The sequence below is a fragment of the Vreelandella janggokensis genome, assembly GCF_031451615.1.
In the GTDB taxonomy this organism is placed as follows: Bacteria; Pseudomonadota; Gammaproteobacteria; order Pseudomonadales; family Halomonadaceae; genus Vreelandella; species Vreelandella janggokensis.
On the sequence record NZ_JARWAJ010000003.1, the window covers coordinates 270,907 to 287,891 of the forward strand.

Below are 16,985 nucleotides of genomic sequence, written 5' to 3' on the forward strand. Positions count from 1 at the left end.
CTACTCCGATGTTTGCGTTGCGTGGTTTGGGCGCAGCTTGAACCGCCCCAGGATATTGCCGATGTCATCCACGTAGCTGTACACCACCGGGATAACCAGCAGGCTCAAAAGCGTTGAAGTGAGCAGCCCACCAATGACCACAAAGGCCATGGGAGCCCGGAAGCTGGGATCGCCCGCCCAGCCCAAGGCGATCGGCATCATGCCCGCCCCCATGGCAATGGTGGTCATCACGATGGGCCGGACACGTTTTTTGCAGGCATCAACAATGGCGTCCACACGTTCCAACCCATGCACCCGGCGGGCGATAATGATGTAGTCGACCAGCAGGATCGAGTTCTTGGTGGCGATGCCCATCAGCATGATCAATCCGATCATGGCGGGCAGCGACACGGGCGTCTGCGTGAGGAACAACGCCAGGAAAGCCCCGGGGATGGAGAGCACCAGCGCCACCAGAATGGTGACCGGCTGCGTGAAATCCTTGAGCAGCAGCACCAGCACCATGTAGATACACAGCACGCCGGTCAGCATGGCAATACCGAAGCTTGAGGCAAGCTCCTCCATTTCCTCCGCATCGCCTTCTGCGGCCTGAAACACGCCGCGCGGCAACTGACGTAAACTGGGCAGTGCCTGCACGGCCTGTTCGATTTCCCCCAAAGGCTGCCCTTGCAGGCTCACCTCGAAATTGACGTTGCGCAGACGATCATGCCGGGTAATTTCCGAAGGGCCGCTGCTCCACTCAAAGGTAGCCACGCTCTCCAGCGGCACGGGTCCGTTCGCGCCAGGCACGGGTAGCCGTTTAAGGGTCGCCATATCCTCCCGCGCGGCATCCGCCAGTCGGACCATCACCGGCACCTGACGCGAGCTGAAGTTCAACTTAGGAAGGTCCTCAGCGTTGTCGCCCACGGTTGCGATGCTCAGCGTGTCGGCGATGGCCTGAGCCGAGACCCCAAGATCAGCGGCGCGGGCAACATCAGGGCGTACAATGAGTTCAGGCCTGACCAGGCTGGCCGTCGAACTCACCGCACCGATGCCGGGAATAGCGCGCATCTCCCGCTCGACTTGGCGAGCATGCAGTTCAAGCACCCGGCTATCCTCACCGGCGAGCACCAACTCATAGCCATCCCCCTCGTCGCCTACGCGAGTTCGCACGCCGGGAAGTGTGGCGAGTGCAACGCGCAACTGCTGCTCTATGTCTTGCTGAGTAACGTCCGCGCGGGTTGCGCGTTCCGCCAAACCAATGGTCAGTTCCACAGAGGTCACATCAAAGTCACTGCTGCCGGAGTTCTCACCGATGGCCGCAAAAACGCTGACGACATGCCGTTGCGTCACCAGCCGTGAGCGTGCCTGCTCGGCAAGCGCCACCGCTTCAGACAAGGTGCTACCGGGCGGCAAGGTGAGCGTCGCCTGCGTCTGGGAATTATCATCGGGGGGTATGAAGGTTCCCGGCAGGGTCGAGGCCAGCCAGATACCGCCTGCAAAACAGGCCGCCGCCGCGAGGAGCGTTGTCTTACGGTGGCGCAGGCACCAACGGGCAACGACCAGATAGTGGCTGATCCAAGCTGGATCGTGAGGGGGGTGTTGGGGTGCGCGCAGCAGATATGCAGCCAGCATGGGCGTCAGCAGGCGCGCCACCAGCAGCGAAAACAGCACCGCTACCGAGGCCGTCCAACCGAACTGAACGAAGAATTGCCCGACGGTGCCGCTCATGAAGGCGGTGGGCAGAAACACGGCAATCAATGTAAAGGTGGTGGCGACGACAGCCAGGCCAATTTCCGCCGCCGCGTCCATGGCGGCCTGGCGCGGGGGCTTGCCCATTAGCAGGTGCCGTTCGATGTTCTCAATCTCGACAATGGCATCGTCCACCAGCACCCCGATCACCAGCGAGAGCGCCAGCAACGTCACCACATTGAGCGTGAAGCCCATCAGGTGCATGAACGCGAAGGTGGGGATGATCGAGAGAGGAAGCGTGACCGCCGCAATCAGTGTCGCCCGCCAATTGCGCAAGAAGCAGAACACCACCAGCACCGCCAGCGCCATCCCCTCGAATAGCATGTGCAAGGAGCCTTGATAGTTCTCCAGCACCGGCCCGACGAAATTGAAGGCCTCTTCGATCTCGACATGGGGATATTGCACCTGCAACGCCGCGAGCGCAGACTGCACCCCCTCGGCCACATCCACCTCGCCGTACCCCTCGGCACGGGTCATCTCGACGCCGACAACGGGCGCGCCATCAAGCAATGCCATCGAGCGCCGCTCGGCCACGGTATCGGTAACCGTCGCCACCTCATCAAGGCGAATGCGCCGACCGTCGCTGAGCGCCAACTCCATTGCCGCCAGCTCGGCGGCGGATTCAGCGTTGGCAATGATGCGCACGGCCTGTTCGGCGCCGCCGACATCCACACGTCCACCGGGCGCCTCCAACTGCGCCTGGCGCAGCTGGCGTGAGATATCCAGCGCTGTCGTATTCAGTGCCAGCAGGCGGTCCGGATCCAATGCCACGCGGACTTCGCGATCGACCCCGCCGATACGCCGAACCGAGCCAACGCCTGGCACCGACAAGACGGCCTTGGTCATTTTGTCATCGACGAACCAGGAGAGTGCCTCATCGTCTAGATCGGAGGAGGTCACCGCGTAGCGTACAATCGGCTCACTGAAAAACTCACCCTTCCGAATCACTGGATCACGCAGGTCGGCGGGTAGCTCCGTGCGAATGCGAGCAACCGCGTCGCGCACATCCTCAAGAGCCTCTTGCAAGGACTTTTCCAGCCTGAATTCGATAGCAATGTCGGCATTGCCATCCGTCAGCGTTGTAGAGATGTTTTTGACGCCGGATATGGTAGCGATGGCGTCCTCGATCTTGCGGGCAACCTCGTTCTCCACCAAGGCAGGGGCCGCCCCCGGCAACGAGGCGGAGACCTCCACAAGGGGCAGCTGCACATCCGGCAAGTCCTGAATAAACAAGCCTCGGAAGGAAATGAGCCCCCAGAAGGTCAATAGGATGAAGAGCAGAACCACCGGAATAGGATTGCGAATCGCCCAGGATGAGGTATTCAACGTCATACCCCCTCCTCGACGTCGGTCTCAATCACCCGCACCTGGTCACCATTGCCGAGAAACGCACCGCCAGAGGCAACCACCCGGTCATCGGGCTCAAGCCCTGAGACAATTTCGATTCGATCCTCAGTGTGCTGGCCGAGGGCAACTTTCTGCTCCGTTATCTGGCCTTCATCGCTGACGCGATGGACGTAGCCAAAGCCATCGCGTAGCTGAACCGCGGCGCGGGGTAGCGTCATCACCTGGCGGGTGCCCAGCTCGAATTTACCCCTTGCAAACATGCCCGCTCGGGCGACGTCGCTTACTGGAAGATCGACATAGACCAGGCCATTGCGGGTAGCGGTGTCCACTAGCGGCGCGATGGTGCGCAAGCGCCCTTCGAGCTCATATCCACCGGGCACGGTGACCCTGGCAGTCTGGCCCGGTCGCAGCTTATTCAGATCGGACGCGGCGACCTCTGCCCGCCACTCTAGGCGACCATGGCGCGTCAACCGAAACAGCTCCTGATCAGTGCCGATGACAGCGCCTACCGTGGCTGTACGGGAGGTAACTAAGCCATCGTCCGGGGCGACCACCTCCGTCTGCGCCAGGCGTAGCGCTTGAGCTTCATTCTCGGCTTGTGCAACATCTAGCCGCGCTCGTGCGGTGAGCTCGGCGGTTTCATATCGCTGAATCTGCTGTTCTGAAAGCGATCCGGTGGTTTTCAAACCGCGGGCACGCTGGGCGTTGGCCGTTGCTTCCGCAAGCGTTGCTTCGGCTTCCGCCACGGCGGCGCGGCTTCTCGCCAGCTCTGCGCGCACCGTGGTGTCGTTATAAACGGCCAGCACTTGCCCTTCCCTAACCTCATCACCCACATCTACCTTGACGTCTACCAGCCGCAGGCCGCTAATTTCGGTGCCGATACTGATCTCCTGCCACGCCGCGATATCACCATTGGCCGCAATCGTCGTCGGAAGTGTCTGAGATTCTAAGGTCGTCACGTTGACGGATAGTGAGGGCTGCGCCGTCGGTTCGGCGACGGCATCGCTTTCCGACGACACCGCCTGCATACACGCCAGCGCGGCAGCGCTGGCGATCACGACAATCATAATGCCGAAATACATTTTTCTGGTCGGAGGTGACATAATTCAGGCCTGTTCCAAAATGTTCTGTTCGTTGATGAAAAACGACATCAAGCATTTCTTTTGAACCACTATCGGCCTGCCTTCCTTTCTCATTTCTTACTGAGGTAACGTTTTAAAAAATCCGGCACCAGTAAGAAACGCGTAAGATAGCGCTCCTGATGATGGCACTTCCATACCGTTCTCACTTACACACTATGCTAGGAGTGCAACCATGAGTTCTCATCAGTCGCTATTGCTGAACGGCCGCCTCATCACTATGAGATTGGCAACCGCCACCTTTATTGGTGGTCTTGTTATTGCCTCTCCGTTGGCGTTCGCTGACGAAGAATATTCAGACGGAACCACTTGGGGATTGGGCATAGGTGCAATAAGCGAACAGGACCCCTATGCCGGTATCGAAAGGGAAAACACCCCCTTCCCCTTGTTCCAGGTCGAAAACCGGTACATTAGTGTCTTCGGTCCGGAAATCGAATTTAAACTGCCGAGTCTTGTCATCAGCAACTCACAACAACTCAATTTCGGTATCGTCGCCCAGTACGATGAGAGCGGCTACGAGCAAGGCGACGCCAAAATTCTCAACGGCATGAACGAGCGCAAAGGGGGCTTCTGGGCGGGGGCCAACGTGGAGTGGGAAAACGAGCTGTTCGAGGTCAGCGCCGAATGGCTCACCGACGCCTCCGGCAACAGCGACGGGCAGCGCTTCGACCTAGGCCTGGAGAGAACGTGGGAATTCGGCGAGCATATAATGCTAACCCCACACGTGGGAGCGTCCTGGCAGGACGACAAGAACATCGATTACTACTTCGGCGTTCGCGATAGTGAAGTTCGCTTCGATCGCCCTGCCTATTCAGGGGAATCGGGTGTCAATATCGAGGCGGGGGTGCGCGGCGTGTACCAGTTTGACCAGCATCACTCTGTGCTGATAGGTGTTGAGGTCACGAGCCTGGCGGACGAAATCAAAGATAGTCCGCTAGTGGATCGTTCGACCCAAAACGCCGTGTTAGCTGGCTATCTTTATACCTTCTGATGAGCCGCATACTGTTGATCGAGGACCACGACCGGCTAGCGCATTTAATGTGCAATGGGTTGGTGGCCGCTGGCATCGCCGTTGATGTGGTCGACCGCATTGATTCGGCTTGGGCTGCCGTGCAGCAGATGCCCTACCAGGCACTGGTGCTCGATCGCGGCTTGCCGGATGGCGATGGGCTGCTATTGCTCAAGAAGTTGCGCAACGCGGGCCTTAGCGTGCCCTGCCTGGTGTTAACGGCCCGCGATGCGCTGCATGACCGGCTAGAAGGCCTCGAAGCCGGTGCCGACGACTACCTTCCCAAACCGTTTGCCATGGATGAGATGGTGGCACGTGTCCGTGCCTTGCTGCGCCGCCCGGTGGAATTCCACCCCATCGATACGAGTTATGGCGACCTGAGACTGCATACGGAAAGCGGCGTTCTGTTTAGCGGCGACAAGAGCATTACCCTCGCGCCGGCGGAGCTGCACATCATGCAGTTGCTGCTATACAAGCACGATGAGGTAGTCCGCCGCAGCGCGCTGGAGGCGGCGGCCTGGGGGCTAAGTGAGGCGGTGACACCGAACGCCCTGGATGTCGCCCTGCACCGTTTGCGCCGAAAGCTTCTTGCTATCGGTTCGCGCCAGCGGATCGCCAACGTCAGAGGGATGGGATATGCGCTTCGTCAAGCGGATGACGCTCAATAGCCTGAGGCTGAAGGTGCTGCTGGCCTATTTGGCGGGTATGGTGCTGAGTATCACACTGCTGGTCATTGCCGCCGCAGTGGTGCTTCAGAGCGATCTACTGCCTCGTATGGATATGGCCGACGCGGCCGAGGGGCTGGTGGATAATATCGAGTTCGACAGTCGTGGCCGGCCCGTCGGTTTCGACGCCAGCATGAACGACCGCGCTTGGCTCTACGAAGGCCCACAACGCGAGACGGCGTACCGGATTCTGGATGATGCCGGGAACGTGGCAGTGGCCTCGAGTGCCGGAGAAGCTTTCTGGCCAGCCGACGGCGAGGCTCTACGTTTGGCGCGTGGCACCTTTTCCTTTGAGTATGATGACAGAACTTTCTACGGTGCCACGGAGCCCTTTGAGCATGGTGGAAGAACGTGGTATCTGCAGTTCGTCGCCAGTTCAAGATTCGTTGATGTCCTCTATCTCGTCGCCTTTCCACTGGTGGCAGCGGGCGTACTGGTGTTTGGCTTTGTCATGTTCGTTGCCTTCGGTCTATGCGCCTACATTACCTTGCGCTTAACCCTCAAGCCGCTGCGCGATGTTTCCAAATCGGCGGCGGCTATCTCGCCGCGCTCTATAGACGCCCGGCTCGATACGGACGCCGTGCCTGTGGAAATTGCCCCGCTGGTACATAGCTTCAATCACGCCCTGGAACGCCTTGAGCGTGGTTATCGCCTCCAGCAGGAGTTTCTCGGCCACGCGGCCCACGAGTTAAAAACGCCCCTGGCGCTGATCCGCGGGCAGGTTGAGTTGCTTGAGGAAGGGCGAAATGACCGCCAGGCGCTATTGAGCGATGTCGAGTACATGACCCGGCAGGTGCAACAACTGCTACTGCTGGCCGAAGCGAGCGAGGCGCACAACTACCAGTTTAGCGTTGTTCGAATGCACGACATCGCCCACGAAGCTTCCACCTACTTGCAACGCATGGCGGAATCCGCCGACGTTCATTTAACGGTGCTTGCCGCGGATCAAGGAGTGACATGGAAGGCCGATCGCGGGGCATGCTTCACCCTGCTCAAGAACTTGCTGGAGAACGCTATTCAGCATGCCCCCGAGCAGACGCTCGTCAGCATGGAGATCCAGGAAAATATAATAACTGTGCGTGACCGTGGCCCAGGCGTCGAACCAGAGCAATTGGCCCTGCTGTTCTCACGTTTCTGGCGTGGGGCGCATCGGCGCGACCATGGCGCTGGGTTGGGGCTGGCCATCTGCCAGGAGATTGCCATGGCACACGGCTGGGTGCTTACGGCCCACAACGCCCACCCCGGTTTGGCCATGACGCTATGCAGAGCGAGCGATGCCAATGATAGCGATTGATTTAAAAGCGCTCTGTAGCGCATCACGCCCAATGGATCGAGTGATCGTGATAACCATCAGCTTACCAACGAGGTTGCTATGCAAATCTTAAGGCGCCAACCCCTGAATCCGACCAACCTGCCCGATACCCTGGACGAAGGGCACAGCCAAGCCGTGCTGGTCCAGGGTGGATGCCGGGTGCTGATGTCCAGCCAGGTAGGCGTCGATACCCAGGGCCACTTGGCGGGGCCTGAGCTGGCAGCGCAAACAGAGGCCGCACTGGACAACGTCGAACGGTTGCTATTGAACCTTGATGGCGACCTTTCGCGGGTAGTGATGCTGAGAATCTATCTGGCCGAATCGGCCCGTTACGAGCAGGACGTGGTAATGGAAGCGCTTAAGCGCCGCTTCTCCAGTGCGCCACCAGCGGCCACCTGGCTGATGGTACACGGCCTAGCCGAACCGGAATGGTTGATCGCTATCGAGGCCGAAGCGGTGCTGCCAGGGTTCACCTTGAACAACTGAATCATCGTCGGCGCTCATGGCGTCCTTGTTCTGCTTGTAAGCCAACGCCTCGCCCGTTTACCCGACCATTCCCGGTAAGCAACGCATAGCGACGCGCTGACAAAGGCAAGCACCCACCGATGGAGACTTCCATGTTTCTTCGCCTAAGCGTACTGCTGTCCGCCCTGGTATTGCTGGCCTCTTGCGCCGTACCGCCGGACTCCCCGCGTTTCCAACCTTCGGGCAGCCTGCCGCGCCATGATCAACCAAGCTTCGATGAGTACGTTCGCGACACCCGGGCGTGGATTGCCGACAATCGCGCCTTCATCGGCGACGACCGCCACCGTGAGATAGCGCTCAACGCACCGTTTGAGCGCCGTCCGGCGACACAGGCAAAACGCGGCATCCTGTTCGTGCACGGATTGGGTTCAAGCCCTTGGTATTTCACGGATATGGCCAGCGCCATGGCGGAAGACGGCTGGCTGGTACGTTCGATTCTGTTGCCCGGCCATGGCAGCCGCCCCGCCGACCTGATGTTGCCGGACCATGACGATTGGGAAAGCGCCGTTGCCCATCACACCAAGCTGCTTGCAGATGAAGTTGATGAACTCTGGTTGGGTGGCTTCTCGACCGGAGGCAACCTGGTCACCTCCCATGCGTACCACGACGACAATGTCGACGGGCTGCTGCTGTTTTCCCCAGGCTTTTACCCCGATAGCCACTACCTGTTTCTTGCCCCGGCGATTGCCCATTTCTGGGACTGGCTCGACATCGACGACGAGGACAATATCGTCACGTACCGGTCGCTGCCGTCGCGCGGCGCCTCGCTGTATTATCGCTCGGTCAGTGCCGTGCAAAAAAACCTCCATGCCGAGCGCTTCGATAAGCCCGTGCTGATGACCATGAGCCAGCACGACAGCGTTCTCGACCCCGACGCGACGCTCGATGCCTTTCAAACCCGCTTTACTCATCCGTCATCACGCTTCGTATGGTACGGCGACACCGCGGCTCACCTCGACGATCCCCGCGTTACGCCCCTCACCAGCTACCTGCCCGACCGGCGGATCAGCAACTTTTCCCACATGAATGTGCTGTTTGCGCCGGAGAATAGGTATTACGGGGAAGCGGGAAGCTATCTCATGCTGGAAAACGGCCAGGACGACCTCACCCCGCCCGATGACCCTGACACCCTGTGGTTTAGCGCATGGGGGCAGCGCGATGCGGACAAATACCATGCCCGATTAACCTGGAATCCTTATTTTCTCGAACTCCTCGATAATATCCGCGAGGTGACAGGTGACTAAGCGACGAAAAATCGACTGAAGTTAGCAGGATTCCTTGAGGTGAGCCGCCCGATCAATAGTAACGAAGGTCGAGCGATCACCGTATAGCACATGAACGTTGAGAAAAAACAGGTGAAATAACATGCTTATATCCAAGTCTTCACTATCCAAGTATTTTTTTCTAACGCGACGCGTGGAAGAGAAGACTTTATTTTCAAACGTTTGGTTATCTGATGCTCCTGAAAGCTTAAGCCATTTACAGCACTTTGCTTTACGCATAGCAACTTCTTTAACTCTTTTTCTAGCTTTACCCATTATCATGCTTAATGCAAAGTCAATTGAAACCATCATTGCCGTCTTCAGCGTTGAAGCTAGCACGACAGCCTTCATGTTTTCCAAAATAACATCAAAAGACACGACAGCTTGGCTGCTGAGTCATATTGAGGATGAGATAGTAGAGCTCACCAATATAATAGGAGTGGCAGGTACTGGATCTCTCGTCGTTATATATATGTTGGCATAGAATTAGCGATAGAACCTCGACAGCGCCCTGAGTACCTCGTTCGACACCCGGGCCTCAAGCTCGATATCGTCAAGCTCGTTCATGCGGTAGTCATAGACTGCGAAGGCACCTGTCGGGTGCACGGCCACCTGATAGTCGGGCATCAAGATGCCATAACCCATGTAGCTGCCTGAAAGCATCCAGTCGCGATGGGGGTCGGCGTCCAACAGGCTTTGCCCCAGGGTGTAATGCTGAGGCGCCGACTCACAGTCGAGCAGTTCCTCGAGCAGCGTCGGTGCGATATCGGCGTGGTGCGTTCGCCGCTTCAGCGCACCACCGGAGCGTCCCGGCAAATGCATCACCAAGGGGACCTGGACCTGCTCCGGCGTATAGTTGCTGCCATGTCCCCAGTAGTTCTTGCCATGTTCGTTGAAGGACTCACCGTGGTCGGAGGTAATCACAATCGCCGTATCCTCAAGCTGCCCTCGGCGTTCCAGGTCATCGAGTACCCGCCCCAATTGCTGGTCCACATAGCGCGCCGCCGTGCGATAGCGGTTCCAGTAAGGTTCAGGATCAAAGTCAGGCCCCAGGCTCAGGTGGTTGATATGCTCCCAATAGGGCGTGAAGCGCGGGAAATCTGGCGGATGGCTATAGCCGTGCACGGCGTCATAGAACAGGAAACCAAAGAACGGGCGCTCATCTGACTTTGCCTCTTCGTTGTCCATCCAGGCTAGCCAGTCATCGGTGACCTGCTGATCGCGCTCCCAGGGCTCGCCCTTTGCTGACTCCAGCGAGACATCCTTGAGGCCGGCAAAAACGTTACGGTCAAAGGCAGGGCTCACCAACGTCGCCGAAGAGAGGACCTGAAAACGGTAATCGGCGGCCTTTAATCGCTCCATCAGCACCGGGGGCGTCTGGCTGGCAGTAAATGCATCCCAGTAGGTAACGGGCAGGCCATAGAAGAGGCTGAAAACGCCGGCCTTGGTGGAATTGCCACCACTGATATGCTCACGTGCCCTGAACCAACCGGGTTGATGGGCGTACCGGTAAAGATTCGGCATCACCGCAGGCGTGAGCATGTCGTGACGCAGGGTATCCAGCAGTACCAGCAGCAGGTTGTCGGTAGACACCGACGGCGAGCAGCTCAGGGGCGCGGAGGGGTAGACCAAATCCTGCGCCTCGCCCTCCGTCGCCTCGAGATCCACCCGATCACGTACCGCCTGGGGGTCGACCCACCCGTGCTTGACGAAGAAGCGCTTGGCAGTGGCCGGATAGAAGACCGGCACATGACGCGTCATGCCGGTGATGTCGCGGTCGTAGTGGGCATCCGCCCAGGCATGCCAACCGTGCACCCCCAGCAGGGCCAACAAACTCACTACCAGCATTGCGCCCACAGGCCGTGACGGTGGACGCCGCCTGAACAGCAGCCCGAGACCACCCTGCACCGCCAACATACCCAGCACGCCACCGACGGCCAGTGCCCAGGCAACCCATGAGAAGCTGAACACGTCTCCCCCGGCGTTGAGCAGCAGGTCAAGGATGAAGCCGCTCAGGTGGAAGCGATACTGAGCGTAGACGAAAGTATCAAGCAGCAGCAACAGCTGCAGGCCACTCGCCCACAGGGTCGTCATCAGCCATAGTCCGATGCCGCGTAAAAGTGTGGCCAGCAGGAACATCGGCAGAGCGGCCAGCCATACCAGCAGCGAGAGATGGCCGAGGAAAACCATCAGCAGGTAGCTCCACTGCTCGGCCCCCTCGGGCTGGATATAGCCGACATAGCGCAGCGAGATCATCCAGGTAAGCAGCAGGTTGGCCAGGGTCCAGGCGCCAAGCCAGCGCCACCGGTGCAGGAGTCGGTAGATCATGCGCGAAGTCTCCAAAGACCAGAGGCCCTTCAGTCAACGTTGAATGGAAAGCGTGTTGACTGTCACAGCCGCTCACTTACTGAAGACTTACGCAATACTTCTTTATCGTTCCGACCCCCGCCAAGACTTCTTAAAGACGCATTACCGTACAGCCTCGTCCCATGCGACGAAGATCAATCCATGCGAGCGCTGGCGTCCGACCAAAAGGTCAGACACGGTGCCGAATAAGCCGGCACCGTCCGATTCGCATTTGTTATTGTCACTAGATTGTCGCTTTCACATTTCAGCGACGTTTTAGTCACATCCGCTTTGCTAACCTGTCAAAGTTTCATCAAGGCAGCGAGGCCGAGCCACTAATGGGTCTGCGACCGGGTTATGCCTGAAAGGGGAGATCAGCAGATGGGAAACGTGCTTGGAGCGGCACCGGTTAGAGTGCTGATTGTCGAAGACAACCGCGACATTTGCGAGAACATCGCTGCGTATCTTGAAAAGCATAGCTATGTTGTGGATTTTGCCTATGACGGTATCAGCGCGATGTACCTGGCGTTGACGAATCCGTTCGACGTTATCGTCCTGGACCTGATGCTTCCGGGGATGGATGGCCTAAGTTTCTGCACAAAGCTGCGGGCCGATGCCAAAGTAGAAACGCCCGTGCTCATGCTAACGGCGAGAGACACGCTTGACGATAAGCTTAAGGGGTTCGAGGCGGGCGCCGATGACTATTTGGTCAAGCCATTCGCCTTACAAGAGCTACATGCGCGACTGCAGGCGCTTTGCAAACGTAGTCACGGAAAGACTGACGACCTGTTGACGGTTGGTGATCTGACGATGAATAGATCCACGCTGCAAGTGCATCGTGCGGGTCAGCGCATCGACCTTACCCCTGCCGGCATGCGACTACTGCAACGCTTGATGGAAGAAGCGCCGTCTGTTGTGGCTCGCGATGACCTCGAAACCTTGTTGTGGGCTGAGGAGCGCCCCGATGGCGATGCGCTTCGCTCGCACTTGTACAAGCTGCGCCAGGCTATCGATAGGCCGTTTAATAGTCCGTTAATTCACACCGTGCATCGCATCGGTTACCGAATTGCAGAGGATACTCAGTAATGTACCGGCACAGTTTACGCACACGTGTCGCCATTGCATTTGCAGTGTGCGTAGCTGTACTGAGCGTGGCCTGGGGGCTCGCTTTCTTCGCGGCGATCAGGTTTACCGAAGACCGGGTGCTCCAGCATCAGCTGCAGCGTGCCGCAGAGAGCTACCCCGCTATGCCGATGAACCTTCGCGGATACGATGAGATCGGTCGCTTGCCTGAATCACTGCGGGAATGGGCGCAAACCAATCCCGATGAAGGGTTGTACGAATTCGAAGAAAAAGAACTGCATGTCGCGGTAGTACCGACCGACAATGACCAGCAACACGGCTTTGTGGTATTCGATGTTGCCGGGATTGAAGCGGCGTCGTCAGAGGATTGGTGGTGGCTGCTTTTTATTACCGGTGCCGTTGGAGCACTCGCGACGCTTGGTTTCGCGCTGGGCGTGGTGGTTATGCGCAAAGCCGTCGCCCCCGTGGCGCAACTCGCCGAAGCGGTCGCAGACATCGACCCGGAACGACTATCGGCCGAAGATCATAAACGCATAGAGGCCAGCCGATTCGGTGATGATGAGGTTGGCGTGCTCGCCAGGACCATCGAGAAGACGCTTGAGCGTATCAGCGCATTTGTTGAGAGGGAAAGATATTTTACCAGTTCAGCCAGTCATGAGTTGCGGACGCCGATCACGGTCATAACAGGCGCACTTGAGCTGCTGGAACAAAGCAACCTGTCAGCGACCGATGTGAAGGCGCTTGATCGAGTGAGGCGCGCAACGCTCGATATGAAAACCACGATTGAAATGTTCTTGTGCCTCGCTCGCGAAACCGACGACGGGTTATATGACGAGCAGTTTTTAGTGATGCCGCTGGTGAGCAAGGCTATTGATCAGCAGCGCTACCTGCTGACCCGCCAGTTCGTCGATGTGGATATCGACGAACTCGCAAACCCCAAAGTCAACGGACATCCGCAGGCCTTTTCTATTGCGGTCAATAATCTGGTGCGAAATGCGTTCGAGCATACGCTCCACGCGCACGGCCCGATCACGATTCGTATTAAAGAGCATGAGCTCCTGGTCACCAATCAGGTGAGCAGCGACGCCGAAAAGCGGCACGCGCCGACTGAGGTGTCCTCGTCGCGGGGTTATGGTCTTGGTCTGGGTATCGTGCAACGGCTTTGTGAGCGCAATGGCTGGTCGTTTTCGCTACTCGCTGATGAGAAGCGTGTCGTCGCCCGTCTTTCATGGTGATCCAAAAGACCAGGTTAATACAATTCTTCAAATGGCGGTTCAAGGAAGTCAGCTCTGACTTTATTACGGCCGCATAGGTAGGCAACCGGGGGGTACAGGGTGACCTTTATACGCAAGCCGCAAGCGTCCGCCGCAGAGTCCGCGCCTGTCGCGTCTCAAGGTAGAAAGAGACAAGTTTCAATGACGCCACCGATGGATATTGTCCATCTAAAGAGCATGGTAAACGCAACCTTGCTGGAGCTTATGCCAGCTCAGGAAACATCGCCCACGCATCTGCATCAAGGCATGCATTACGCCCTGTTGGGTTCAGGCAAGCGCTTGCGCCCGCTGCTTACGCTTCTAGCTGCGAATGTGGCCACTGACAGTCACACCCTCCGTATGGCCTGTGTGTCGGAACTGGTGCATACCGCTTCGCTGATTCTCGACGACCTGCCCTGCATGGACGATGCGACTATGCGCCGCGACCGCCCCTGCACGCATATACGCTTTTCCGAAAGCACCGCCATTCTTGCCTCAACCAACTTCCTCAACCTCGCGTACGGGGTTATCGCCGATTGCCCCAACGTGGATGCTTCCACCAAAGTCGCCGTTAGCGCTCATCTCAGTCATGTTATTGGTTCTATGGGGTTAGTGGGCGGACAGATCGCTGATTTACAAAATCACCCCGTGGGCACCAAGAGCGCCATTGAGCAACTCTACCACCAGAAAACAGGCTGCCTGTTTGAGTTTGCTGTCGTTACCGGTGCACGACTTCGGGGGCTGGATGCAGAAGTGATAGACGCATTGACGCGCTTTGCCCGTGCCTTTGGTCTGCTGTTTCAGCTTTACGATGATATGTTGGATCACAGTACCTTTGTGCAGGAGACCGGTAAGGACGTGCAGCAGGATAGTGCGAAAACCACCTTGCTTTCTCTTTACACACCCGAAGAAGTTCGCGGCGCATTGAGCAATGCACAAGCCATGGCAAGAGAGCAATTGCGTAGAGCCGGATACGATGAATCCTCACTCGCAGCGCTCGTGGAACAACAGTTCGTTGCCTTCAACGGTGCGGCGCAAAGGCTTGGGGTTTAGACCTTGCGAATGACGACGACTGCAGCACTCACCATTGATCGACTAAGGGTTGTCTACGGCAGCCACAGCGCCTTAGACGACGTTTCTTTACAGGTACGTCCAGGTGAAATACTCGGTATCCTCGGGCCTAATGGTGCCGGGAAATCGACATTGTTGCGCGCCATCACCGGCAAGCTGCGCCCCCGTTCCGGGCAAATATTCATTGCCGGAAAAGCGCTTTCTCCGGGTAAGGCCTATCAACACTCCATCGGCTTCACCCCCCAGTTCCTGGGTTTATACCGGCACTTGACGGGGCGGGAGAACCTGGCGTTTTTCGCGCGCTGCACAGGTGTCAGCCGCCACCAGATGCCCGCCCGGGTCAGTCAAGCGCTGGAAGAAATCGAGTTAACAGACAACGCCGATGTGCGGGTCGACCAGTTGTCCGGTGGTATGCAGCGGCGCTTACACCTGGCAGCCACCCTGGTCTCCCACCCTTCTCTGCTCGTGCTGGACGAACCCACGGCCGGGGTCGACTTGGGTGTGCGCCTGTCAATCCACGACCTTATTCGCCGCCGCGCCGAGCAAGGTGTGGCCGTGGTCGTTGTGACCCATGAGTTAGATGAAGCTGAAGTGCTATCCCACCGCGTCGCCCTTCTTCATCAAGGCCAACTGAAAGCCCTGGACGAGCCCCAGGCGTTGATACAGGAAACCTTCGGCAACCGTCAGCTATTCGTTGTGCGTACGGTTCACATGCTGCCCCCGGCACTCTGTGAGCGGCTGCAGGAGATGGGTTTTCGCCCTCGCAGTGATGAGAGTAGTGATGAGAGCAGTGAATGGTGGCTGGAAAGTGACCTGCCGCTGGATAGATTGATCGACCACCTCTACCGCGACCTGGGCGGAGCACGTGAGGCCATTGCCGAGGTATCGATACGCCGACCCGGATTAAAAAACGTGATGCAGCAGGTTACCGGTGCCCGAAGCGATACTGCGGTGGAGACAGTGTCATGAGGGCAATTTTCCGAGTGATGGTCCTGGGCTTGTGGCGTGACCGCGGTGCGTTACTCATGGCATTTGCTTTGCCCAGCCTGGTATTCGCCATCTTTGCCAGCATCTTCTCCGGCGCCACGGAAGGCGACTTGCACTTGCGGGTCGGTCTTGTGGTGGAAACCGAAGATCAACAGATGCAAGAGTTTGCGCAGTACCTGACGCAGACCGAAGAACTGGAGATGACGGCTCTACCCGATTCGGGCCGCGCTCAACTACGGGAACAGGTGCAACAAGGCAATTTCGACACGGGGGTGATCGTTCACGGGCAACCAGACACGGACAACGATCCGCTGTTTACTATTGTCAGCGAACCCACCCGTGAAATTGCCGCTCTGTCTCTACAGGGCTGGCTGCGCCAAAGCCTGGTCTCCCAGCAACCGCAGGTTCTTGTGCAGCGTCTTGCGCAAACCACAGAAGCTCTGGTTGAGGGTTTCTCGCCCGAACAACAAGCACGCCTGGACGCCGCTCTGGAAGCCATGGCCAGGGACCCGGGCGAGGCAGCGATCGAAGACTTGCTTATCGAGCTAGATCCCGTCTATGGCGAGGCGACAGCGTCAATATCTGGGCTCAGCGGTATCGCCTACTATGCTGGCGCCACCGCCATTCTGTTCCTGTTGTTGTCCGCCGTGAACGCGGGCATGGTCAGTTTGGAAGAGCGCCAAAACGGTATCGCCGAACGCCTTCTACTGAGCAAAGCGGCGCATTCGCGGTTACTGCTGGGCCGGTTTCTGTTTTTGTTGAGTCTGGGATTTTTCCAGGCCAGCGCTATCTTCCTGGTCGCCAGGTTCGGGTTTGGGCTGGAGATAGAGCGCGCTTTGGCGAAAGTCATTGTCATGGCAATTGCCTGCGCCGCCGCCAGTGCCGGGCTGGCACTTTTACTCCTGTCGCTGTGTCGAACAACGCAGCAGGCGACAACCTTTTCTTCGTTTTTTGTGCTCATTGTTTCCAGCGTAGGCGGCTCAATGGTGCCACGTTTCATGATGCCTGACTGGTTGCAGACGGTGAGCCTGTTCACGCCGAATGCCTGGGCGATTGAAGGTTTTTACGGAGCGTTGATTCGCGGCGACAGCTGGGCTCAGCTAGCCCAGCCCGGCGGCATCCTGGCCGCCGTGGCACTGGTAAGCCTGCTACTAGCTGCCCTCCCCTTATTCAAGACGCCGGCCTAAGAGAGGTTGTA

At 58.1% G+C, this 16,985-nt stretch carries 13 protein-coding genes and 1 pseudogene; 10 read left to right on the plus strand and 4 right to left on the minus strand.

The features are described from left to right. Together QC816_RS10870 and QC816_RS10875 are read right to left on the minus strand one after the other, a co-directional pair. Positions 1-3,060: an efflux RND transporter permease subunit gene (locus QC816_RS10870; protein WP_309782131.1), complete on the minus strand. Its 3,060-nt coding sequence runs from the start codon at positions 3,058-3,060 to the stop codon at positions 1-3. Next, entirely contained in the window at positions 3,057-4,157 is a 1,101-nt protein-coding gene (locus QC816_RS10875) for an efflux RND transporter periplasmic adaptor subunit (protein ID WP_309782134.1), read from the minus strand. The genes QC816_RS10870 and QC816_RS10875 overlap by 4 nt, the downstream gene beginning before the upstream one ends. Before the next feature lie 232 nt (positions 4,158-4,389). Here QC816_RS10875 and QC816_RS10880 point away from each other — a divergent pair, with 232 nt between their 5' ends. The 5 genes from QC816_RS10880 to QC816_RS10900 all read left to right on the plus strand — a co-directional run bounded on the left by QC816_RS10880 (position 4,390) and on the right by QC816_RS10900 (position 9,029). After that, entirely contained in the window at positions 4,390-5,205 is an 816-nt protein-coding gene (locus QC816_RS10880) for a MipA/OmpV family protein (protein ID WP_309782136.1), read from the plus strand. 14 nt (positions 5,206-5,219) lie between these two features. Continuing rightward, positions 5,220-5,891: a response regulator transcription factor gene (locus tag QC816_RS10885; protein ID WP_268901062.1), complete on the plus strand. Its 672-nt coding sequence runs from the start codon at positions 5,220-5,222 to the stop codon at positions 5,889-5,891. Then, positions 5,860-7,242 (plus strand): ATP-binding protein, encoded by a 1,383-nt coding sequence (locus QC816_RS10890; protein ID WP_264824445.1) that lies wholly within the window; start codon positions 5,860-5,862, stop codon positions 7,240-7,242. The genes QC816_RS10885 and QC816_RS10890 overlap by 32 nt, the downstream gene beginning before the upstream one ends. 78 nt (positions 7,243-7,320) lie before the next feature. Then, positions 7,321-7,746: a Rid family hydrolase gene (locus QC816_RS10895; RefSeq protein WP_085920260.1), complete on the plus strand. Its 426-nt coding sequence runs from the start codon at positions 7,321-7,323 to the stop codon at positions 7,744-7,746. 131 nt (positions 7,747-7,877) lie between these two features. Continuing rightward, positions 7,878-9,029, plus strand: coding sequence for an alpha/beta hydrolase (locus QC816_RS10900; RefSeq protein ID WP_309782140.1), 1,152 nt, complete (start codon positions 7,878-7,880; stop codon positions 9,027-9,029). A 21-nt stretch (positions 9,030-9,050) separates the two neighbouring features. Here QC816_RS10900 and QC816_RS10905 read toward each other — a convergent pair whose 3' ends face one another. Together QC816_RS10905 and QC816_RS10910 are read right to left on the minus strand one after the other, a co-directional pair. Then, positions 9,051-9,425, minus strand: a complete 375-nt coding sequence (locus QC816_RS10905; protein WP_309782142.1) for a hypothetical protein — start codon at positions 9,423-9,425, stop codon at positions 9,051-9,053. Between the two features lie 108 nt (positions 9,426-9,533). Then, entirely contained in the window at positions 9,534-11,375 is a 1,842-nt protein-coding gene (locus tag QC816_RS10910) for a DUF3413 domain-containing protein (protein WP_309782144.1), read from the minus strand. 399 nt (positions 11,376-11,774) lie between these two features. Here QC816_RS10910 and QC816_RS10915 point away from each other — a divergent pair, with 399 nt between their 5' ends. From QC816_RS10915 to QC816_RS10935, 5 genes and pseudogenes are all read left to right on the plus strand, one after another. Continuing rightward, positions 11,775-12,479 (plus strand): response regulator transcription factor, encoded by a 705-nt coding sequence (locus QC816_RS10915; RefSeq protein WP_085920264.1) that lies wholly within the window; start codon positions 11,775-11,777, stop codon positions 12,477-12,479. Then, positions 12,479-13,711 carry a sensor histidine kinase gene (locus QC816_RS10920; RefSeq protein WP_264824450.1) on the plus strand — a complete coding sequence of 411 codons (1,233 nt, stop codon included), beginning with the start codon at positions 12,479-12,481 and terminating at the stop codon, positions 13,709-13,711. The genes QC816_RS10915 and QC816_RS10920 overlap by 1 nt, the downstream gene beginning before the upstream one ends. A gap of 180 nt (positions 13,712-13,891) precedes the next feature. Continuing rightward, complete coding sequence (locus tag QC816_RS10925) at positions 13,892-14,782, plus strand: polyprenyl synthetase family protein (protein WP_309782146.1); 891 nt, start codon at positions 13,892-13,894, stop codon at positions 14,780-14,782. A gap of 84 nt (positions 14,783-14,866) precedes the next feature. Beyond that, positions 14,867-15,769, plus strand: a pseudogene (locus QC816_RS10930) (ABC transporter ATP-binding protein); the annotation flags it as partial. Beyond that, positions 15,766-16,974 (plus strand): ABC transporter permease, encoded by a 1,209-nt coding sequence (locus QC816_RS10935; RefSeq protein WP_199284759.1) that lies wholly within the window; start codon positions 15,766-15,768, stop codon positions 16,972-16,974. The pseudogene QC816_RS10930 and the gene QC816_RS10935, both read left to right, overlap by 4 nt. Positions 16,975-16,985: the final 11 nt, after the last annotated feature.

Bases quoted from the DNA above. Each gene is read 5' to 3' on its own strand.
- QC816_RS10870 (WP_309782131.1), bottom strand. From the start codon at position 3,060: ATGACGTTGAATACCTCATCCTGGGCGATTCGCAATCCTATTCCGGTG.
- QC816_RS10875 (WP_309782134.1), bottom strand. From the start codon at position 4,157: ATGTATTTCGGCATTATGATTGTCGTGATCGCCAGCGCTGCCGCGCTG.
- QC816_RS10880 (WP_309782136.1), top strand. From the start codon at position 4,390: ATGAGTTCTCATCAGTCGCTATTGCTGAACGGCCGCCTCATCACTATG.
- QC816_RS10890 (WP_264824445.1), top strand. From the start codon at position 5,860: ATGCGCTTCGTCAAGCGGATGACGCTCAATAGCCTGAGGCTGAAGGTG.
- QC816_RS10895 (WP_085920260.1), top strand. From the start codon at position 7,321: ATGCAAATCTTAAGGCGCCAACCCCTGAATCCGACCAACCTGCCCGAT.
- QC816_RS10900 (WP_309782140.1), top strand. From the start codon at position 7,878: ATGTTTCTTCGCCTAAGCGTACTGCTGTCCGCCCTGGTATTGCTGGCC.
- QC816_RS10910 (WP_309782144.1), bottom strand. From the start codon at position 11,375: ATGATCTACCGACTCCTGCACCGGTGGCGCTGGCTTGGCGCCTGGACC.
- QC816_RS10915 (WP_085920264.1), top strand. From the start codon at position 11,775: ATGGGAAACGTGCTTGGAGCGGCACCGGTTAGAGTGCTGATTGTCGAA.
- QC816_RS10920 (WP_264824450.1), top strand. From the start codon at position 12,479: ATGTACCGGCACAGTTTACGCACACGTGTCGCCATTGCATTTGCAGTG.
- QC816_RS10925 (WP_309782146.1), top strand. From the start codon at position 13,892: ATGACGCCACCGATGGATATTGTCCATCTAAAGAGCATGGTAAACGCA.
- QC816_RS10935 (WP_199284759.1), top strand. From the start codon at position 15,766: ATGAGGGCAATTTTCCGAGTGATGGTCCTGGGCTTGTGGCGTGACCGC.